Annotated in this window: 21 protein-coding genes; 5 read left to right on the top strand and 16 right to left on the bottom strand. The window is 58.2% G+C overall.

Translation table 11 applies throughout. The features are described 5' to 3' along the window. Positions 1 to 14 precede the first annotated feature (14 nt). Positions 15 to 479, top strand: a complete 465-nt coding sequence (gene nrdG, locus IM299_RS14680) for an anaerobic ribonucleoside-triphosphate reductase-activating protein (protein WP_193357690.1) — start codon at positions 15 to 17, stop codon at positions 477 to 479. A 32-nt stretch (positions 480 to 511) separates the two neighbouring features. Here the strand turns inward: nrdG and IM299_RS14675 are convergent, their stop codons facing one another. The 10 genes from IM299_RS14675 to IM299_RS14630 are packed head-to-tail and all read right to left on the bottom strand — an operon-like array spanning position 512 to position 9,086. Then, positions 512 to 2,422, bottom strand: a complete 1,911-nt coding sequence (locus IM299_RS14675) for a transcription antiterminator (RefSeq protein ID WP_193357689.1) — start codon at positions 2,420 to 2,422, stop codon at positions 512 to 514. Between the two features lie 19 nt (positions 2,423 to 2,441). After that, positions 2,442 to 3,578 carry a lactonase family protein gene (locus tag IM299_RS14670; RefSeq protein WP_193357688.1) on the bottom strand — a complete coding sequence of 379 codons (1,137 nt, stop codon included), beginning with the start codon at positions 3,576 to 3,578 and terminating at the stop codon, positions 2,442 to 2,444. A gap of 25 nt (positions 3,579 to 3,603) precedes the next feature. Further along, on the bottom strand, positions 3,604 to 4,344 hold the full coding sequence (locus IM299_RS14665) for a KDGP aldolase family protein (protein WP_193357687.1): 741 nt from the start codon (positions 4,342 to 4,344) through the stop codon (positions 3,604 to 3,606). Beyond that, entirely contained in the window at positions 4,341 to 5,459 is a 1,119-nt protein-coding gene (locus tag IM299_RS14660) for a DgaE family pyridoxal phosphate-dependent ammonia lyase (protein ID WP_028015299.1), read from the bottom strand. Before IM299_RS14660 ends, IM299_RS14665 begins: the two co-directional genes overlap by 4 nt. After that, positions 5,443 to 6,576 carry an amidohydrolase/deacetylase family metallohydrolase gene (locus IM299_RS14655; RefSeq protein WP_048960841.1) on the bottom strand — a complete coding sequence of 378 codons (1,134 nt, stop codon included), beginning with the start codon at positions 6,574 to 6,576 and terminating at the stop codon, positions 5,443 to 5,445. The genes IM299_RS14660 and IM299_RS14655 overlap by 17 nt, the downstream gene beginning before the upstream one ends. Positions 6,577 to 6,618: 42 nt before the next feature. Further along, entirely contained in the window at positions 6,619 to 7,260 is a 642-nt protein-coding gene (locus IM299_RS14650) for a DUF4310 family protein (protein ID WP_003856081.1), read from the bottom strand. Positions 7,261 to 7,273: 13 nt separating this feature from the next. Further along, positions 7,274 to 8,050, bottom strand: coding sequence for a DUF4311 domain-containing protein (locus IM299_RS14645; RefSeq protein ID WP_023310182.1), 777 nt, complete (start codon positions 8,048 to 8,050; stop codon positions 7,274 to 7,276). A gap of 22 nt (positions 8,051 to 8,072) precedes the next feature. Then, positions 8,073 to 8,372: a DUF4312 family protein gene (locus IM299_RS14640; protein WP_008501409.1), complete on the bottom strand. Its 300-nt coding sequence runs from the start codon at positions 8,370 to 8,372 to the stop codon at positions 8,073 to 8,075. 2 nt (positions 8,373 to 8,374) lie between these two features. Beyond that, complete coding sequence (locus IM299_RS14635; protein WP_023293430.1) at positions 8,375 to 8,737, bottom strand: SFCGS family glycine-rich protein; 363 nt, start codon at positions 8,735 to 8,737, stop codon at positions 8,375 to 8,377. Between the two features lie 10 nt (positions 8,738 to 8,747). Further along, positions 8,748 to 9,086: a PRD domain-containing protein gene (locus IM299_RS14630; protein ID WP_026080657.1), complete on the bottom strand. Its 339-nt coding sequence runs from the start codon at positions 9,084 to 9,086 to the stop codon at positions 8,748 to 8,750. 417 nt (positions 9,087 to 9,503) lie between these two features. Here IM299_RS14630 and IM299_RS14625 point away from each other — a divergent pair, with 417 nt between their 5' ends. Further along, positions 9,504 to 9,659 (top strand): Hok/Gef family protein, encoded by a 156-nt coding sequence (locus IM299_RS14625; RefSeq protein ID WP_041911460.1) that lies wholly within the window; start codon positions 9,504 to 9,506, stop codon positions 9,657 to 9,659. Positions 9,660 to 9,729: 70 nt separating this feature from the next. Here the strand turns inward: IM299_RS14625 and cybC are convergent, their stop codons facing one another. After that, a complete protein-coding gene (cybC, locus tag IM299_RS14620) occupies positions 9,730 to 10,116 on the bottom strand; it encodes a cytochrome b562 (RefSeq protein ID WP_028015297.1) in 387 nt (128 codons plus the stop codon). 39 nt (positions 10,117 to 10,155) lie between these two features. After that, positions 10,156 to 11,508, bottom strand: coding sequence for a metalloprotease PmbA (gene pmbA / locus IM299_RS14615; protein WP_032644960.1), 1,353 nt, complete (start codon positions 11,506 to 11,508; stop codon positions 10,156 to 10,158). A gap of 95 nt (positions 11,509 to 11,603) precedes the next feature. Here pmbA and yjgA point away from each other — a divergent pair, with 95 nt between their 5' ends. Then, positions 11,604 to 12,155, top strand: coding sequence for a ribosome biogenesis factor YjgA (yjgA, locus tag IM299_RS14610; RefSeq protein WP_028015295.1), 552 nt, complete (start codon positions 11,604 to 11,606; stop codon positions 12,153 to 12,155). Positions 12,156 to 12,229: 74 nt separating this feature from the next. Here yjgA and mpl read toward each other — a convergent pair whose 3' ends face one another. After that, positions 12,230 to 13,603: a UDP-N-acetylmuramate:L-alanyl-gamma-D-glutamyl-meso-diaminopimelate ligase gene (mpl, locus tag IM299_RS14605; RefSeq protein WP_028015294.1), complete on the bottom strand. Its 1,374-nt coding sequence runs from the start codon at positions 13,601 to 13,603 to the stop codon at positions 12,230 to 12,232. 197 nt (positions 13,604 to 13,800) lie between these two features. Here mpl and fbp point away from each other — a divergent pair, with 197 nt between their 5' ends. Both fbp and IM299_RS14595 read left to right on the top strand, forming a co-directional pair. After that, entirely contained in the window at positions 13,801 to 14,799 is a 999-nt protein-coding gene (gene fbp / locus IM299_RS14600) for a class 1 fructose-bisphosphatase (protein WP_028015293.1), read from the top strand. A 148-nt stretch (positions 14,800 to 14,947) separates the two neighbouring features. After that, positions 14,948 to 15,304, top strand: a complete 357-nt coding sequence (locus IM299_RS14595) for a LysR family transcriptional regulator (protein WP_041911461.1) — start codon at positions 14,948 to 14,950, stop codon at positions 15,302 to 15,304. Here the strand turns inward: IM299_RS14595 and IM299_RS14590 are convergent. From IM299_RS14590 to ytfT, 3 genes are all read right to left on the bottom strand, one after another. Next, the gene (locus IM299_RS14590; protein WP_049138562.1) at positions 15,276 to 16,847 is read right to left on the bottom strand and encodes a methyl-accepting chemotaxis protein; all 1,572 of its coding nucleotides are present in this window, start codon (positions 16,845 to 16,847) and stop codon (positions 15,276 to 15,278) included. The genes IM299_RS14595 and IM299_RS14590 overlap by 29 nt on opposite strands. A gap of 68 nt (positions 16,848 to 16,915) precedes the next feature. Beyond that, positions 16,916 to 17,896 (bottom strand): galactofuranose ABC transporter, permease protein YjfF, encoded by a 981-nt coding sequence (yjfF, locus tag IM299_RS14585; protein WP_041911463.1) that lies wholly within the window; start codon positions 17,894 to 17,896, stop codon positions 16,916 to 16,918. Then, positions 17,883 to 18,908: a galactofuranose ABC transporter, ATP-binding protein YtfT gene (gene ytfT / locus IM299_RS14580; protein ID WP_193357686.1), complete on the bottom strand. Its 1,026-nt coding sequence runs from the start codon at positions 18,906 to 18,908 to the stop codon at positions 17,883 to 17,885. Before ytfT ends, yjfF begins: the two co-directional genes overlap by 14 nt. Between the last annotated feature and the right edge of the window lies 1 nt (position 18,909).

Raw genomic sequence — 18,909 nt, 5'->3', positions numbered from 1 at the left:
CGTGGTTATTCGCAATGAACTATCACCAGTACTACCCTGTCGACATCGTCAACGGCCCCGGCACCCGCTGCACCCTGTTTGTTTCAGGCTGCGTCCACGAATGCCCCGGCTGCTACAACAAAAGCACCTGGCGACTCAATTCCGGCATGCCGTTCACCGCGGAGATGGAAGATAAAATCATCAACGACCTGAACGACACGCGAATCAAACGCCAGGGGATTTCGCTCTCCGGCGGCGATCCGCTGCACCCGCAAAACGTGCCGGAGATCCTGAAGCTGGTAAAACGCATTCGCCGCGAGTGCGCGGGAAAGGATATCTGGGTCTGGACGGGATACAGGCTGGATGAACTGAACGCTGCTCAGATGGAAGTGGTGGATCTGATTAACGTCCTGGTCGACGGCAAGTTCGTGCAGGTTTTAAAAGACCCGGCGCTGATCTGGCGCGGCAGCAGCAATCAGGTTGTGCATCATCTGCGTTGATCAAAGGCGGATATTATCCATCCACCCCTATCTCAAAAACGACTCAAACTCTCCATCGCCACCGCCTTAAACCCGGCGAAATCCCCGCAGCTACAGAGCCGTGACATGGCCCGTTCTCGCAGGAAAGTGACGAAAATATCGTAAATCGCCATCGCCTCTTCGTACTCGCTTTTGCTGATGGCGAGCAGGAAGATGACGTGCGCCGTTTCATCCCCCCACTGAATACCCTGCGGAGCCAGCACCGTATAGACCACCGTTTTCTGTGCCAGCAGGCCGAGGGAGTGCGGCAGCGCGATACCGTCGCCGAGCATGGTGCTGACGATAGCTTCACGCTCAACGACCGAATCCAGAAACTCCGCGCCAACAAAGCCTTCGCGTTCAAGCTGGTCACACAGCTCGCGGAACAGCGTTTGCTGGTCAACAGGCTTGTCGAGAATGCGGAAATGGGCCGCGTCGAAGTATTTCTCCAGCATCCACGGGCGGGTGCGGTCCACCAGCACCAGCTTGCCGATCTGCTCCAATTGATAATCGGTCGGGAACGGGGCGATCGTCACCACCGGTTTAGATTTTTCACTCACGCGGGCGGTGGAGATGACAAAGTCTTCGCCGATGGCATCCGCCAGCTCGTATTCGCGCAGAGTGAGCGTGCGCGTCACCTCGATCTGCGGGTATTTGCGCTGGAGCACCGCCTCGATCATGCGCACCATCGCATTACCGGCGTCGCACACCAGCAGTACACGCGGCTGGCGCTGGTAGCCGATGTTGTAGTGGCGCTCCAGCCCCACGCCGATGTGCAGCACCAGAAAACCAATCTCGTTTTCGCTGATCGCATACGGCGTGTATTTGCCCCAGCTCGACACCGCTGCGAGTGTCATATCCCACGCCATCGGATAGTGCTGCTTGATGTTGTCCAGCAGCGGATTGGGGATCATGATTTGATAGCGCACGCGGGTGATCATGGTTTTGATGTGCGTGAGCAGATCGGCGTGCAGCTGCGCGTCGCTGAGCAGGTTGTAGTTATAGTGGGTGTTGATGTAGCGCAGGATATAGTTGACCAGCGCTTCGTCGTCGTCGGCGTTAATCGCGCTGGGGGCAATCTCCTGAATCTGCCGCGCCGCGATGTGGACGCACAGCCAGCTCTCTTCCGATGGCGCAAGCGCCTTGCCCGCCAGCTCCTGAATGGCCACCGCGATATCCTTCGCCGCCTCGCGCACGTTCTCTTCCACGTCTTCCGCGTGGAATTCCGGCAGCGGATACCCCTCGCTGATGCGCCGCACCGACACCGCGCAGTACAGGCGCAGGAACAGTTCGCCTTCGTCGGTCAGACGAATGTGATGGCGGGTGAGCGCGTCGTGAAGCACGACCACCATCTGCTCCGGTACCCCGGCGTTGAGCGCGACCTCCGTCACCAGCGGGTTAAGGCTGTCCTGCTGCGCCAGCTCCCACAGAAGATCGGTCAGGCAGGCGCGGACCGACATCTCGCTGCCAAACAGCTTCATGCCGTGGCGCGGGCGGGTTTCCAGCGTCAGGTTATAGCGCTGGAACCACTCGCGCACTTCCACCATGTCGCTCTGCAAGGTGGCGCGGCTGACAAACCACTCGTCGGCCAGATCTTCAAGCTTAAGTGAAAACGCCGACGTCAGGAAACGCACCACCAGATAGTGCACGCGCTCCGGTCCCGTTCGGGGAATACGCAGCGCGCGCGGGTGCGATGCCTGCAGCTGCTGATAGCGCTCGGCATCGTCAATTTTAAGCTGGTAGCCGTTACCCCGGCTCAGAATAAACTGCGCGCCGTGGCTCGCCAGCAGCGCGTTCAGGGCGGTGATATCTGCGCGGACGGTTCGCGTGGAGACCGACAGCCGCTGCGCCAGCTCGTCCTGCGGCAGCGTCTCGTTTTGCAACAGATCGAAAAGTTGCGCTAAACGTTGGTTCGGAAATCGCACGTCGTTGTCCTCTTACTGCTCAGGGTGAAATGACCATCTGGGATGGGCTGCCGACCGGGGTATAGTCTGGCTCGAAGCTCAGCTTGCCGTCCTGCGTCACGCGGAAACGGGTAATGTTGTCGCTGCGCTGGTTCATGACGTACAGCCAGCGTCCCTGCTTATCGAGCGTCAGGGTGCGCGGGTAGTCGCCGCGCGTCCAGACATCCTTCTGATGCGTCAGCGTGCCCTCCGCTGTTACGGTAAAGTGCCCGATGCTGTTATGCAAACGGTTCGCCACATACAGCTGTTTACCATCGGCGCTTAGCGCCAGCCCGGCAGCAAAACTGGTGCCTTTATAGCCGTCCGGCAGGGCAGAGACCGTTTTACCCTCTTTCAGTCTGCCGCTGCTGTCCAGCGCATAATGGGTGAGCGTCGACGCCTCTTCGTTAATCAGCCACAGGGCATCGCCTTTCGGCGTAAAAACAAAATGACGCGGGCCGGCGCCTTTTGAGGAGGCGCTGATAAACGGCGGATCGTTCGGCGTTAGCTTTCCGGTTCGATCGTCAAAGCGGTACTGATAGATACGATCCAGCCCAAGATCGGTGGAAAAAACGTACTTCCCGCTCGGATCGGCGGCGATCATGTGCGCATGCGGGCCGTTATGATCGCTGATGGCAAAGCTACCTTCGACAGCCGCTTCCGGCTTCGCCGCGCCCGGTTCGCCCTGGTCCTGATGTCTGTCCGTCGCGTCACCCAGGCTGCCGTCCGCGTTGACGGGCAAAACGGCAATCGATCCGCTGACGTAGTTCGCCACCAGCAGATGCTTGCCGTTTGGCGTTAGCGAAAGATACACCGGCCCGGCGCCACCGGAGGCCACCTGATTCAGCTCGCTCAGCTCACCGTTATCGCCGACGCGCAGCGCCTGCACCACGCCCTGCTCCACTTCGCTTGCCAGATACAGCGTTTTACCGTCTTGCGAAAGGGTCAACTGCGCCGCATTCGGCAGTTTGCTCACCAGCGTTTTATCGTCCAGCGCGCCGGTTTGCGGGTCGACGGTAAAACGGTACAGCCCTTCACCATTCGGATTATAGGTGCCCACCCAGGCGTATTGCGTCTGGGCGATGGCGGCGGTGGCGAGCATTGAGAGTGAAGCGACAAGCAGGTTACGGGTGTGCATGGTGGCTCCTTTATATGTGTGAGTTCTACTTCACCAGCTTCTTCGTCATCGCCAGCAGCGTACGCACATCTTCGGGACGCGTATCGCCGCTGGCTTTGTCGATAATCGAGCTGTAGATATGCGGGATGATTTTGCTCACGCCCGCGTCGAGGGCGATCTGCAGGATCGCCTCATAGTTTTCCAGATCGATACCCCCCGTCGGCTCCAGCCAGAAGTCGTGACGGGCGCAGGCTTCCGCCACCGCCTGGTATTCGTCACGGCACTTGAGGCCGCCCATCGGGAAGTACTTAATCGAACTGCCGCCGAAGTCTTTCAGCAGGGCAATCGCCGTTTCAACCGGCACGATGCCGTCCGGCGCTTTGCTGCTCAGCGGGCCGGTGGAGATTTTCACCATACCGACGGTACCGGTCGGAGAGACCAGGCCATTGACCACCGATTCATTCTGCCCCAGCAGCGCGCGGCTCGCGGCCACGCCGGTGAAGACCTGATTAACGTGCTGCGGATGCACCTGGCGGGAGATCTCGCTCACCATTGCCGACTGGTTCGGATCGCCCGCGCCCAGCCCTACGGAGAGCGCGTTATCAATCAGCGCCGCGTATTCACGCATATCCGCGACCGCGCTCGCCACGTCCGGGTAATTTTTGGAGAGCACGCCCACCAGCACGTGACCTTCCGCCGCCTCGTAAATGGCGCTGGCGTTGGCTTTCGAGCCGGCCAGCACGTTCAGGCAGACGCGGTCACGGTAAAAATTGGGGGTCAGTTTCATGCGTTTTTCTCCTGTCCTAATACTTCACTAATGCGGCGGTAGACGATGTTCAGCTGGTCAGCACTTACGCTGCGCACGTCCGCTTCGATAATCCCTTCGTTGGCCTTGTAGCCACGGAAATAGATGGCGTATTCGCCCTGCTTGAGCGCGTTCACCAGGTCACCCGTGCCGACGCCTGTGGTGGCTTCGTCGAACTTAATTTCGGTGCGGGCGATATCGCGACCCGCGCTGTCCCAGACCACGCGGGCGGTGACGCCGTTCAGGGTGTTGAGCGCGTCGATAAACGGTGTCATCTTCGCCACCATCTCGGCACCGCTTTCCTTGGTGGCCGTCAGGTAGTGTTCAATGGCGCAGGTCAGGCCGAGGATCCCCTCTTTACCCACCTTCATGGCGCGGCCAATGCCCGCCGTCTGGCGTTTCACCCACTCGACGTACTGGGTTTTGCCGATCACCAGGCCGCTGGTTGGCCCCTCGATCGCCTTCGCGCCGCTGTAAATCACCAGATCCGCGCCGGAGCGGTAGTACACGTGCAGATCTTCTTCCGCCGCGGCATCAACGATCAGCGGCAGGGAGTGTTTACGTGCGACGACTGCCGCCTGCTCGACGCTGAGCATGCTTTTCTGCACGCAGTGGTGCGATTTGATGTAGAGGATCGCCGCCGTGCGCGGGGTGATGGCCGCCGCCAGTTGGTCGGCGGAGCATTCGTTGGCGTAGCCCGCTTCCACCAGCTTGCCGCCGCCCAGCGCCACCATGGTGCCGACCGGCGCGCCAAAGTTAACGTTGTGGCCTTTCGGCAGGACGATTTCATTGTTCTCGATTGGCGTGACGTGCAGGTTTTCCAGCAGCCAGTCGCTGTCTTTTACCAGCACCGCCGCCACGGACTGGGCGATGCCCGCCGACGCGCAGGAGACCACCGTCGCGCCTTCCACATCCAGCAGCTTCGCGATGTATTCCCCGGTTTTATTGACCAGATCCTTCATCTCGAAGTAATGATTCATGCCGTCCATCGCCGCCTGCACTACTTCCGGGCGCGGCGTGGAGACGCCCAGCGCCGTCATGCGGCCAGAGGTGTTGATAACCTGCTTTAAATTATACTTCTCATAAATCGAAGGCATGTTCCGTGCTCCCTTGTTCGGTCATGTAGCCCTTGCCCGCGCGGATCGCGGCAAGCGGCACCAGAATGTGTTCAGCCTGCAGGCTGTCGTTTTCAGCGTCCGTCAGCACCGTTGGCTGGCGTTTAATCGTGAACAGCGTCAGGTCGGCGTCGAGACCCGGCTGGATGCGGCCCTTGCGCGTCAGGCGCAGGCCGTCGGCGGCGTTCGAGGTCACGCAGTCAATCACCTGCGGCAATGACATGCCGATGGCGAGAAACTTCGACATCACGCTTGCCAGCGAGCCCACCGGGCCGTTGATGCGGTTGCGGCAGTAGATATCCGAGCTGATGGTGTGCGGCAGAATGCCCATCGCGATGGCGCGTTTCGCCACCTCAAAGCTGAAGCTCGCCGTGCCGTGGCCGACGTCCAGACGCACGCCACGCTTCAGGGCGGAGGTGATGGAGGCGCGCAGCTCGCCGGACGGCGTCAGAATGCGGTTAGGCTTACCGTTATAGCAGTGGGTAATGATGTCGCCGGAGCTTAACAGCTCGGCGATTTCATCGAGGTTCGGCGGGTTATTGCCGATGTGCACCATCAGCGGCAAGTCGCCATTCTCTTTCTGGATGGCTTTGGCGCGCTCCAGCGGCGTGATGCCGTTTTCACCGACCACGCTGCTGCTCATGCGCGCCTTCAGGCCGACAATAAAATCCGGGTGGCGCTTCACCGCCTGCTTCACCGCATCGGCGTCAATGTTTGCCATGTTGGCCAGCTCGTTCTGGGCAATCAGCCCCACGCGGGAGATGTTCAGCAGGGCAAAGACCTCGGTGGAGGCCTTGCGGGTAATCGCGTAGAAATCGTCCACGTCGTCGGCCCCGGTACTGCCCGCGTCCACCACGGTAGTGACGCCGGTGGCAATGCCCACGCTGTCCGGCTCGTCGTGGTAAATCGGTGAGTTCGGGTAGCAGTGAACGTGGGAGTCAATCCAGCCCGCGCTAACGTACACGTCACCGTTAAGCTCAACCGTTTTACGGGCGGGAGCGTCAATTTCGCCCGTCGCGGCGATCTTCCCGTCCTGAATGGCGATATCGGTCAGGGTATCGTCGGCGAGGCGCGCACGGCGCAGGAGTAAATCAAACATGAGGATCTCCTGATATGGCGGGCGCCGGAGCGCCCGCGAGTATTAAAGGGCGACCGGGAACAGCCAGCCCAAAATCATTGCGCCGAGGATGGCGCCACCGGTAATCGGCTTCTGCCAGATGTAGAACAGCAGCGCGCCGACCAGCGAACCGACGCCGATTGGAATGGAGGCGGTCATCGCGCTGAGGATAATCAACGGCCCGAGGAAGCGGCCGGAGGCGTTACCCGCGCCCATCATCACGTCTGCACCGTAGGTGGAGTTGCTCTGGTTGATGGTGAACTTACGCGCCAGGATGATGACGTAGCCAATCGCCAGACCAATCACCAGGCCGGTAATCAGCGAGGCGATGAAGTTGGTCACCGGGAACATGATCCCCGCGCCCAGCAGCAGCGCCGGTACGCCGAGGCCCACGCCGGTCTGGATCGCCCCACCGATGTCGAGAATACCCACCAGCGATCCTTCAATAATGCGGGCGAACAGGAAGCTCGCGCCGAACGCCGCCACCGCGCCGTAGACGCCGGTATCGATTCCCGCTTTCAGCATCGCCACGAAGGCCACTTCGTTAAACGCGCCGATGCCGTAGAGGTAGTACATGTGCGTCCCGGCGAAGACGCCGGAGGAGAGCAGGCCAACGAAGATCGGGAACGACCAGTCGGCATACCAAAAACCTTTATTCTGTTCCATGTAGAGGCTCCTGTTATTTACCGCTGAGCGAGTTGTGGATCATGTCGAGCCAGTTCGGCACGGTCAGATGGAAGGATTCGATCATCTTCATGTCGAAGCCGCGGAAGAAGCCGCTCAACACGAACAGCAGCACGATCGCCGCCATCATCACTTTGGTGACGTGGTTCCAGCCGCTCTCCTCAACGCCTTTACCGATCAGGATGCCGAGAACCAGACCCGGTACGGCGTTCCCCATGATCAGCTGCGCCGCGCCGCCGAAGATGGTGGCCCAGAAGCCCGATTTTTTACCCGCGTCGATGGCCGCCAGCCAGAAGATCACCGGCATCACGGTGTTAACCAGCAGGTTCGCGGCAGGCACCAGCACCTTCACGGCGGTAACCTGCAGCGCTGCCGGCACGGAGGAGGCGGTCAGGTTCAGGAAGGTGACGACGAGCATGCCAATCACGCCGCAGGCAATCGCCATTTTGCGGGGATCGTGCAGCGTTTCGCCGACGTTACGGTTTTTGATCATCAGTGCAGCAGCACCCCAGTTCGGGATGATGCGGTGGTCAACGTCCTGTGTGAAGGCACCTGCAGCCACGGAAGAGGCCCAGGCGTTAAAGAAGAAACCTAACCCAAAGGAGAAGTGGGACGCCGGATCCCCTTCACAGGAGTTCAGTTCCCCCAACGTACGAAACGCGCCCATACCCTGAGTGGTAGGCGCATGAAACATGCGTGCAGCCCCGGCTCCGACACCGACGCCAACCAGGCCGCCAATGATGAGCGATTTTATTAATATAATTAAGAACATCAGTCTGCCCTTTTATGAATAATCAGCGTTGCGTGACGAAATCCACCCGGTCAAGATTGATGGCGGTCACGTTGACGGTCACATCCAGCTCCACGCTGTAGGTGCGTCTTTCCCGGCGCAAAAAGAAGAACAGAAACGCTTCTTTACGCACCGCTTCTTGCGCCTGAACTACCTGCACATCCTGTGGCTCAATACGCAGTAAGATATGCGGTGAGGCTTTCATCACCGCGGCCTGAACGTGGTTGAGCGCGTCGGCAAAGGCGCGCGCTTTGGCGTCGCCCTTCCCCTTCACTCTCACCGTGGTTGTGAACTGTTCTTTCATGCTTATGCGCCGTATTTCTTCTGCCACGCCTGCACCAGACGCTCGCCCAGCTCTTCTTTATCCATAAAGCCAAAGCCCAGCACGTTGCAGCCTTCGTTGATGGCGGTCACGCCCTCTTCCACGGAACGCATGCCGTATTTGGCCTTGTAGCCATATTTGGTTTGGGCGGTGATGGCCCCCGCGCCGCCGCTGCCGCAGAAGGAGATGCCGAAGGTGGCGTTTTCCGCTTTCATTACGTCGCCGAGTTTCATGTCCGCCGCCATGCCCGGCACAACCACTGCGCGTCCACCTGCTTTTTCCACACCCGCAGCCACTTTCTGACCTTTACCCAGGCGATCGCCAATCACGACTGTAATCTGTTCCATGTGTTGCTCCTTAAAGGTTGTCTTTCGCGACTTCAAAGTGAACGGAGAGCAGCCAGGCCTCTTCATCAGGAAGGTTGCCAAACTGCGCCACCACTTCACGGGCAAGCTGCATTGAATCTGGTGAAATTTCGTCGAACAGCTCTGCTTCAACCTCCGGCAGCGGCTCGCCGGTCACGGACCGGTGCGCCATTGCGCGAACGTGGGAGGTGAGCATCTGCTCCTGTACCGCATTGGGGATGATGTTGTGCCGGGCCAGCAGGGCATAAACCTGCTGCAGCATGGTGTTCGCGAGCTGTTCTGTTTGCACCGCCTGTTCCCCAACGTCGTTCATTACCGCTCCGTTAATCACTCGTCTTACCCCGTTAATGGCTCTGGAATAAAACTAACGTTGGGCGTGAAGGGTTTGTAGCGAGTTGTTTTCCACTTCGAAGTGGAAAGGTGAGCCGCAGCAGTGATCTGTGCCACATAAATATGGTGAATCTGGATTAACGGCCGCATTTACGTGATGAATATCACGCTATTAAGCGGCACTAAACAGGTAAGCGGAGTGGAAAAGTTTACGAGCAGGCTCGTAGAAATGTGACGTGGATAAGGTTTTCTTATGGGGATTCGCTAGAGTGGCTGCGGGTGCTTGAGACTGACCGTCTCAGGCATGGGACGGAAAGTGGAAAGCCCCGCCTGATAGAAAATCAGGGCGGGGGCTCGAAACGACACGTCACGACCGTGGAGTTCGCTACCTCGCCCGCTTTAAAGCAAGGAGGCATCCATGAAACGCCAATCCCCAATTATCCGGGTTTCGATGATTGTTGCTTTGACAATAATCATCTTAACGCTGGTGACGAGGAAAACACTGTGCGAGATCCGTTTTCGAAACGGCTCGCTTGAAGTGACAGCGCGGATGGATTGTCGCTCCGGCCAGTAGGGAGCAAGGATGCGGGGGCGCTTAGTGCGCCTCCGCATACGGAGGAAGGACGTACAGCTCAGGCACCCAATTAACGGTATTTCTTGTGATACGTGTTGCGCGTCGCCACAAACTGGTCGGCCGCCGCCTGGGCTTCCTTCACTTTGCCTTCGTTAGCCAGCTTCAGCGCGCCGTCGATCTGACCGACCAGCACGTCAAAGCCGTGGCGATAGTCTTTCATCTCTGCGCTGTCTGCCGCTTTGCTTTCCAGCTTTGGCGGCGTCGCTTTTTGCGCGTCCAGCGCCGCTTCACGCATTTTGGTCAGTGCGCCTTTCATTTCCGCCGCATTGTCCGTTTTCTGCACTACCTTCAGGTTTTGACTGAGGATGTCCATGTTGTCTTCAAGATCGGCAGCAAACGCAGAAGAGCCAAGAACCAGCGTTGAAGCCGCGACGATCGCTAACAGGTGTTTACGCATTGCTCACTTCCTTTTTATTATTAAAACGCTTGTCGGGTATTACTGGCCGGCGATTTTCATTTCCGGCAGTAATACAGAACCACACTGTATATTGCTACGTGTTTCAATATCGTTACCGACCGTAACGATATTGCGCCACATGTCCTTCAGGTTTCCGGCGATGGTAATTTCGCTCACCGGATACTGAATTTCGCCGTTTTCGACCCAGAAGCCTGCCGCACCGCGAGAGTAGTCGCCGGTGATGCCGCTTACGCCCTGGCCCATCAGCTCGGTGACCACCAGACCGGTGCCCATCTCTTTCAGCATCTGCTCGAAGTTCAGGCCCTGACCGGCAATGCGCCAGTTGTGGATCCCGCCCGCATGTCCGGTGCTTTTCAGCCCCAGCTTGCGTGCGGAGTAGTTGGTCAGCAGCCACTGGGTCAGAATGCCGTCTTTAACGATATCGCGGCGTTCAGTGCGCACGCCTTCGCTGTCGAATGGCGTGGAGGCCAGCCCTTTCAGCAGGTGCGGATGTTCTTCGATAGTCAGCCACTCCGGCAGGATCTGCTTGCCCAGCGAGTCGAGCAGGAAGGTCGATTTACGGTACACCGAGCCGCCCGCGATAGCGCCCACCAGATGGCCAAACAGGCCGGTCGCCACTTCATTGGCAAAAATGACCGGGGCCTTCATGGTGGAGAGCTTACGCGGCGACAGGCGAGACAGCGTGCGTTCGGCACACTCTTTGCCCACCCATTCAGGAGACTGCAAATCCCCCAGCGCGCGGCCAATGGTGTAGGCGTAGTCACGCTCCATGTCGCCGTTCTCTTCGGCAATTACGCAGCTTGAAAGCGAGTGACGGGTGGAGCAGTAGCCCTGCAGCATGCCGTGGCTGTTGCCGAAAACTTTGATGCCGTAGTGGCTGTTGAAGCTGCCGCCTTCGGTATTCGTGATGCGCTTGTCAGCCTGCAAAGACGCCTGCTCGGCGCGCGCGGCCAGCTCAATGGCTTCGTCCGGGGTCACTTCCGCCGGATGGAATAGATCGAGATCCGGCGCGTCAAACGCCAGCAGATCTTTATCCGCCACGCCTGCGTAAGGATCCGGAGAGGTGTAACGGGCGATATCCAGCGCCGCCTGCACCGTGCGGGCGATGGCATCCGGACTGAGATCGGTGGATGACGCACTGCCTTTGCGGTTCTGGTGATACACCGTGATCCCAAGCGCGCCATCGCTGTTAAATTCTACATTCTCCACTTCGCCATAGCGGGTGCTCACGCTAATGCCGGTGGTTTTGCTGACCGCCACTTCGGCGCCATCTGATTTACCTGAAGCGAGCGTCAGCGCGGTGGAGACGGCTTCTTCCAGAATCTTACGCTGCGCTTCAACTTGTGAGGTTACTTTCATCGCAAATGCCATACTGTAAGAGAGAGTTAAGTGAAGTCTAACAGAGAACCGTTTTTCAGTGCGCGTCTTAACTGGTAACATTAGCCTCTTTTTTTAAGGAGCCTGACATGACTAAGCAGCCCGAAGACTGGCTCGACGACGTTCCCGGTGATGACATCGAAGACGAAGATGATGAGATCATCTGGGTCAGTAAAAGTGAAATTAAACGTGACGCCGAAGAGTTAAAACAGCTTGGCGCAGAAATGGTAGAACTGGGTAAAAACGCGCTGGATAAGATCCCGCTCGACCAGGATCTGCGTGATGCCATTGAACTGGCACAGAAAATCAAGAAAGAAGGCCGTCGTCGCCAGCTTCAGCTTATCGGTAAAATGCTGCGTCAGCGCGACGTGGATCCGATCCGTCAGGCGCTGGACAAGCTGAAAAACCGCCACAACCAGCAGGTTGCGCTGTTCCATAAGCTGGAGCAGATCCGCGATCGTCTGATTGAACAGGGTGATGATGCGGTACCGGAAGTGCTGAACCTGTGGCCGGATGCCGACCGCCAGCAGCTGCGTTCTTTGATCCGCAACGCGAAGAAAGAGAAAGAGGGGAATAAGCCGCCGAAATCCGCGCGTCTGATTTTCCAGTATCTGCGCGAGCTGTCTGAGAACGCAGAGTAATCCCCTCACCCCAAAGAGGAGAGGGAGAAGAGATAATGTAAGCCCGGTAAGCGCTAGCGCCACAGGGCTTTTTTTTACTCTGCGGCCGCGGCTTTCTTCGCCAGACCGTCCAGCAGCTTCTGATGGATCCCACCGAACCCGCCGTTGCTCATCACCAGAATGTGGTCGCCAGGCTGTGCGGCTTTCACCACCATATCCGCTAAGACATCCACGTCCGCGCTCCAGTGCGCAGGCTGAATGCAGGCGTCGGCCACTTCAGCCACCTGCCACGGAATATGCTGCGGCTGCAGCAGGAAGACTTCGTCGGCACGTCCCAGGGACGGTGCGAGGTCGTCTTTGCAGATGCCCATTTTCATGGTGTTCGAGCGCGGTTCCAGCACCGCCAGAATGCGCGCGGTGCCGCCAACCTTGCCACGCAGGGCGGCAAGCGTCGCCAGAATGGCAGTTGGGTGGTGCGCGAAATCGTCATACACCGTCACACCGTTCGCTTCGCCGCGCAGCTCCAGGCGGCGGCGGGCGTTGATAAACGTCCCCAGCGCATTGGCCGCATCCGCAGGCAGCACGCCCACGTGGCGCGCCGCGGCGATCGCCATCAGGCCGTTGTGCATATTGTGCTCGCCCACCAGGCCCCATTTCACCTCGCCCACTTTCTCACCGTCGAGCAGTACTTCCCACTCGGAGGCATCAGCGTTGAGTTTTTTCGCCTGCCAGTGGCCCTGCTCGCCCACCAGTTCCTGCTCGCTCCAGCAGCCCATCGCCATGGTCTGCTTCAGGTTGATGTCATTCTCCGGCAGGATAATGCGGCCCTGGCCCGGAACAATGCGCACCAGGTGGTGGAACTGTTTCTGAATGGCTTTCAGGTCGTCAAAGATATCCGCGTGGTCAAACTCAAGGTTGTTGAGGATCAGCGTGCGCGGGCAGTAGTGCACGAATTTGGAACGCTTGTCGAAGAATGCGCAGTCGTATTCATCCGCTTCAATCACAAAGAACGGGCTGTCGCCGAGACGCGCAGAGACGTCGAAATTACCCGGCACGCCGCCGATCACGAAGCCCGGCTTGTAGCCGCAGGCTTCGAGGATCCAGGTCGCCATGCCGGCGGTGGTGGTTTTGCCGTGGGTACCGGCTACGGCAACCACCCAGCGGTCGCGCAGCACGAAATCATGCAGCCACTGCGGGCCGGACATGAACGGAATATTGCGTTCCAGCACCGCTTCAACGCACGGGTTACCGCGGGTCATGGCGTTGCCAATGATGACCAGATCCGGCTCGGGATCCAGCTGGCTGGCATCGTAGCCCTGAATTAAAGAGATGCCCTGTTTTTCCAGAAGCGTGCTCATCGGCGGATACACATTGGCGTCCGAACCTGTCACTTCATGGCCCAGCGAGCGCGCCAGCATTGCCAGTCCGCCCATGAAAGTGCCACAAATCCCCAATATATGAATGCGCATACGTCACTATCCTTCTTTAATGTGGCGCACATTTTACTCACATGTTAGCGGCTGTGAAACGCATTTCAGGTAAATCCGTATGTTGCTGGCGCGATTCACCTCTGCGCTACTATTTGAATATTTGTTAAGATTGTTGGGCTTTAGTCGTTTTAGTGAACATACAATCGCTCTACTCACAAAGATGCAGGGAAAGTGTTATGAAAACGTTAGGTGAATTTATTGTCGAAAAGCAGCACGAGTTCTCTCATGCTACGGGTGAACTCACTGCTTTGCTGTCGGCAATAAAGCTGGGCGCTAAGATCATCCACCGTGATATCAACAAGGCCGGTCTGGTCGATATCCTGGGTGCCAGCGGTGCCGAGAACGTTCAGGGCGAGGTTCAGCAGAAACTCGATCTGTTCGCAAATGAAAAACTGAAAGCTGCACTGCGCGCGCGCGACATCGTTGCGGGTATCGCCTCCGAAGAAGAAGATGAAATTGTTGTATTCGAAGGGTGTGAACACGCTAAATACGTCGTACTGATGGATCCGCTCGACGGCTCCTCCAACATCGACGTTAACGTTTCTGTCGGTACCATTTTCTCCATCTACCGCCGCGTCACGCCTGTTGGTACGCCGGTAACCGAGGAAGATTTCCTGCAGCCGGGCAGTAACCAGGTTGCGGCCGGTTACGTCGTCTATGGCTCCTCCACCATGCTGGTCTACACCACCGGATGCGGGGTTCACGCCTTTACCTACGATCCGTCGCTGGGCGTCTTCTGCCTGTGCCAGGAACGTATGCGCTTCCCGGAGAAAGGCAGCACTTACTCCATCAACGAAGGCAACTACATCAAGTTCCCGAACGGCGTGAAGAAGTACATCAAATTCTGCCAGGAAGAAGATAAAGCGACCCAGCGCCCTTACACGTCCCGCTACATTGGCTCTCTGGTCGCGGATTTCCACCGTAACCTGCTGAAGGGCGGTATCTACCTCTACCCAAGCACCGCCAGCCACCCGGACGGGAAGCTGCGCCTGCTGTACGAATGCAACCCGATGGCGTTCCTGGCCGAACAGGCGGGCGGCAAGGCGAGCGACGGTAAACAGCGTATTCTGGACATCGTGCCGGAAAGCCTTCACCAGCGTCGTTCGTTCTTCGTTGGCAACAACCATATGGTTGAAGACGTTGAACGTTTTATCCGTGAGTACCCGGACGCGTAATATCTCTCCCGGGGAGCCAGCCTGGCTCCCCAACACATTTATATATTTTACCGTATAAGTGTTTATAAAAATCACGCTTTAATCTTCACCCCTGCTCCTGCATTATTTCCATAACAGTTTGACATTTATTTCCTGGAGCAGAATTGCAATGAAAAATTATTCCCGGGCTAATACCGGCATTGATTTAAATCTTATCCCTGTATTTATTGAAGTCGTCCGCTGCGGCAGTATGGCAAAAGCCTCTTTGCGCCTGGAGATGTCCCGTCCTGCGGTGAGCCTGGCGTTGAAGCGTTTTAATCAACTGTTTGATGAGCCGTTATTTTTTCGCAAAGGTTTATATCTCGAGCCGACTGAAAAAGCGTTAGCGTTAACCAACTCGCTGGAATTATTAATGGGTGATATTCACGATAATATTGCGGCGGTAAATTCCGCGAGAAATAAAGCCCCGGCACAGAACGCACCGGGGCTGGGAAATATTATGCCGCAGTCTGAGCCGTCACTTTGAATGATGACATGGCTTCCATCAGCTGACGCGACTGCTCCTCAAGGGAGCGGGTCGCGGCGGAGGATTGCTGCACCAGCGCCGCATTCTGCTGCGCGGTTTCATCCATCTGGTTCACCGCAATATTCACCTGCTCGATGCCGCGGCTCTGCTCCTGAGACGCGGTGGCAATTTCGCGCATCAGTTTGGTCATGCGCAGCACTTCGGTGGCAATCTCATCCATCGTTTCACCCGCCTGCTGGGCCAGCTCGCTGCCCTCGTTAACGTGGGCCTGCGAATCGCCGATCAGAGAGCGGATCTCTTTCGCCGCGTCGGCGCTGCGGCTGGCAAGGTTGCGGACTTCACCCGCGACCACGGCAAACCCGCGCCCCTGCTCGCCCGCGCGCGCCGCTTCCACGGAGGCGTTAAGCGCCAGAATGTTGGTCTGGAAGGCAATACCGTCAATCACGCTCAGGATGTCGGCGATGCGCGCCGAACTGCCGGAGATATCGCGCATTTTTTCAATCACGTAGCAGACCATTTCGCTGCCGTGATCGGCGGTGTCGGAAACAGACTTCGCCAGCTGGTGCGCCTGCTCGGCGTTGTCGGCGTTAAGCTTCACCGTGGCGGTGATCTGCTCCATGCTGGCGGCGGTCTGCTCCAGCGACGTGGCGGTGGATTCGGTGCGCTCGGCAAGATCCCGGTTCCCCGCTGTCAGCTCGCGGCTGCCGGTATCAATTTGCGAGCTGGCATCGCGAACCCGCAGAACCGAGCTCATCAGCGACTGACGCATCTCCTCTATCGCCGCGTTGAGGCGGTTAAACTCCTGGCTCGCCGGGGCATTCAGCGTGTGGGTTAAATCGCCCGCCGCCACGTTCTCCAGCTGAGCAATCGACGCCGAGAGCGGCTTGAGCAGCATATGGCGCAGCGCCAGCCAGGCGAGCGCGATAATGCCCGCCGTCAGCAGCGCGGCGACAATAATCAGGATCAGCACCCGGGTTTTACTCGCCTGCACGGCACGCACTTCCGCCTGACCCCGCGCTTCGCTCCATTTCTGAAACGCCTGCATGTCGTTATCGAACTGCTTCGCCACCGGAATCAGCGTGTTCTCCAGCAGATCGTAATAGCTGTCCGCGCTCTGGTCATTCAGGGTTTTCAGCATCGGGCCGATCCCCTGCTGGTTATATGTCGCCAGGCTGGCCGCGACTTTGTCGAGGAGCTGCTGCCCCTGTTCGTCAGCCACGCCGCCGTCAATCACGCCTTTTAACGTTTTCCGGGCCAGGGCGACTTCCTGATTGATGTTTTTTACCGCTTTGGCCGCATCGTCCAGCATGCCGATTTCCATCATGCGGACGGCCTGACCCGCCTCATTGCGCGCGCGCAGGATCAGCGTATAGCCGGTGTTCAGCTGCACCATCTGCTCACCCTGAAGGTGATTAATGCGCTGCAGTGAGGAAGAACTCTGTGTGAGGGCATAAATGCCGATGCCGCTGACAATCAGCAGCAGAAGGGTCATAACGGCCAGTAAAGAGAGCAAGCCGGTACGAATCGATAGCGTTTTAAGCATGATATTATTTCCGGTAGCGAGATATTTCTGGGCATAAAAGAAGATTATCGGCCGCTACCGGAGAATATTTATACACGTGTTACAGGCGAACTCTGACGATTCTCCCAAAGCACCGTCAGACCGCGTTGCAGGGCAATAAAAATAAACAGCAGAATGCCGATGGCGATCTTCGTCCACCACGAACTGAGCGTGCCGTCAAAGTTGATATAGGTTTGTATCAGCCCCTGGATCGCGACACCGAACAGCGTCCCCAGCACCGTCCCTACCCCGCCGCTGAGCAGCGTGCCGCCGATAACCACCGAGGCAATCGCATCCAGCTCGACGCCGACGCCTGCAAGGGCATAGCCCGCCTGGGTATAAACTGAGAAGACAATACCCGCCAGCGTTGCCAGGCCGGTCGAGAGCATATAGATGCGGATGGTGGTGCTGCGGGTTGAGATCCCCATCAGGTTGGCCGACGTGGCGTTGCCGCCAATAGCATAAACCTGATTGCCAAACCGGGTTCGGTGGGCAAGGAAAATACCAATCACCACCACCCCCAGCATCAGCAGCCCCATCGCACTTAAACGCCCGCCGCCGGGAATTTTCCACGCCAGGCTGGAGAGCGTGTCATACACCGGATGGTTAATCGGAATCGACTCCTCAGAAACCAGATAACTTACGCCGCGCAGGAAAAACATCCCGGCCAGCGTGATGATAAAGGCCGGAATTTTCAGCGCGTCGATCAGAAGCCCCATAAAGGCGCCAAACGCGCAGCCCATCACCAGCACCAGCGGAAACGCCACCAGCGGCGAGATGCCCCAGAAACCGATCGCCTTCGCGAGGAATACCCCCGTGAACGCGATCACCGAGCCGACGGAGAGATCGATCCCGCCGGAGAGGATCACAAAGGTCATGCCGACGGCGATAATGCCTAAAAAGGCGTTGTCCGTCAGAATGTTGCAGATCACGCGCGTTGAGGCAAAACCGGGGAACTGCGTGAGGCAGTAGAGATACCCCAGCACAAACACGCCCAGCGTGATCATTAACGGTAAATTACGTTTTATCATGGCCACGGATCCCCTTAATGATGCTGACAAAGCGCGGCGACTGGACGATCAGCACGCAGAGTACAACTACCGCTTTTACCACCTGGTTGAGTTCCGGCTGGAATCCCGACAGCAGGATCCCGGTGTTCATGCCCTGAATGATCAGCGCGCCGATCACCGAGAGCAGCAGGTTAAAGCGCCCGCCCATCAGCGACCCGCCGCCGATCACCACCGCGAGGATCGCATCCAGCTCCAGCCAGAGCCCGGCGTTATTGGCATCGGCCCCGCGAATATCGGCGGCGACGATGACACCGGCAATGGCGGCGCAGACGCCGCTCAGCACGTAGGTCAGCATCACCATCAGGCGGGTGTTGACCCCGGCGTTGCGCGCGGCGCGAATGTTGATCCCCACCGCCTCAATAAACATGCCGAGCGCCGTTTTGCGGGTGAAGAGCCAAAAGACAATAAGCGTGACCAGGGCAATAATCACCGGCGTCGGTAAGAACAGAAGGTTACCGCTGCCAAGCCACGCCAGGCTCGGAGAGTTGAAGGTGACAATCTGCCCCGAGGTGATCAGCTGTGCGACCCCGCGCCCGGCCACCATCAGGATCAGCGTAGCGACAAAGGGCTGAATTTTAAGCACCGCCACCAGAATGCCGTTCCATAGTCCGGCCAGCACGCCGGTGCCTAAGGCCGCCAGCAGTACCACCGGCAGGCTGTGACCGGCCACGGTCATTGAGGCTGCCGTGGCCCCGGCGATAGCCATCACCGCGCCGACGGAGAGATCTATTCCGCCGGTGGCGATCACCAGCGTCATCCCAATCGCCAGCAGCGCCACGGGCGCGGCGCGGTTTAAAATATCGATCGGGCTGCCAAACAGGCGGCCATCCTGAACAATAATCTGGAAGAAATGCGGTGCGACAAGGCTATCTACCAGCAGCACCACCAGCAGCGCTGCAATTTGCGGCGTGCCGGTTGGCCAGCTAAAGCGGCGCTTTGACTCACCGGTTTGCGAAAGCGAACGGGACATCACG

Origin of the sequence: Enterobacter cloacae complex sp. P47BA, assembly GCF_014930485.1 — a bacterium.
GTDB lineage: Bacteria > Pseudomonadota > Gammaproteobacteria > Enterobacterales > Enterobacteriaceae > Enterobacter > Enterobacter bugandensis.
This window is presented reverse-complemented; position numbering and strand designations above follow the sequence as displayed.

Coding starts and splice junctions, on each gene's coding strand:
- IM299_RS14655 (WP_048960841.1), bottom strand. CDS start 6,576: ATGTTTGATTTACTCCTGCGCCGTGCGCGCCTCGCCGACGATACCCTG.
- IM299_RS14665 (WP_193357687.1), bottom strand. CDS start 4,344: ATGAAACTGACCCCCAATTTTTACCGTGACCGCGTCTGCCTGAACGTG.
- pmbA (WP_032644960.1), bottom strand. CDS start 11,508: ATGGCATTTGCGATGAAAGTAACCTCACAAGTTGAAGCGCAGCGTAAG.
- IM299_RS14670 (WP_193357688.1), bottom strand. CDS start 3,578: ATGCACACCCGTAACCTGCTTGTCGCTTCACTCTCAATGCTCGCCACC.
- fbp (WP_028015293.1), top strand. CDS start 13,801: ATGAAAACGTTAGGTGAATTTATTGTCGAAAAGCAGCACGAGTTCTCT.
- IM299_RS14650 (WP_003856081.1), bottom strand. CDS start 7,260: ATGGAACAGAATAAAGGTTTTTGGTATGCCGACTGGTCGTTCCCGATC.
- mpl (WP_028015294.1), bottom strand. CDS start 13,603: ATGCGCATTCATATATTGGGGATTTGTGGCACTTTCATGGGCGGACTG.
- IM299_RS14595 (WP_041911461.1), top strand. CDS start 14,948: ATGAAAAATTATTCCCGGGCTAATACCGGCATTGATTTAAATCTTATC.
- yjfF (WP_041911463.1), bottom strand. CDS start 17,896: ATGATAAAACGTAATTTACCGTTAATGATCACGCTGGGCGTGTTTGTG.
- IM299_RS14590 (WP_049138562.1), bottom strand. CDS start 16,847: ATGCTTAAAACGCTATCGATTCGTACCGGCTTGCTCTCTTTACTGGCC.
- IM299_RS14660 (WP_028015299.1), bottom strand. CDS start 5,459: ATGCCTTCGATTTATGAGAAGTATAATTTAAAGCAGGTTATCAACACC.
- IM299_RS14625 (WP_041911460.1), top strand. CDS start 9,504: ATGAAACGCCAATCCCCAATTATCCGGGTTTCGATGATTGTTGCTTTG.
- IM299_RS14640 (WP_008501409.1), bottom strand. CDS start 8,372: ATGAAAGAACAGTTCACAACCACGGTGAGAGTGAAGGGGAAGGGCGAC.
- yjgA (WP_028015295.1), top strand. CDS start 11,604: ATGACTAAGCAGCCCGAAGACTGGCTCGACGACGTTCCCGGTGATGAC.
- IM299_RS14635 (WP_023293430.1), bottom strand. CDS start 8,737: ATGGAACAGATTACAGTCGTGATTGGCGATCGCCTGGGTAAAGGTCAG.
- cybC (WP_028015297.1), bottom strand. CDS start 10,116: ATGCGTAAACACCTGTTAGCGATCGTCGCGGCTTCAACGCTGGTTCTT.
- nrdG (WP_193357690.1), top strand. CDS start 15: ATGAACTATCACCAGTACTACCCTGTCGACATCGTCAACGGCCCCGGC.
- IM299_RS14645 (WP_023310182.1), bottom strand. CDS start 8,050: ATGTTCTTAATTATATTAATAAAATCGCTCATCATTGGCGGCCTGGTT.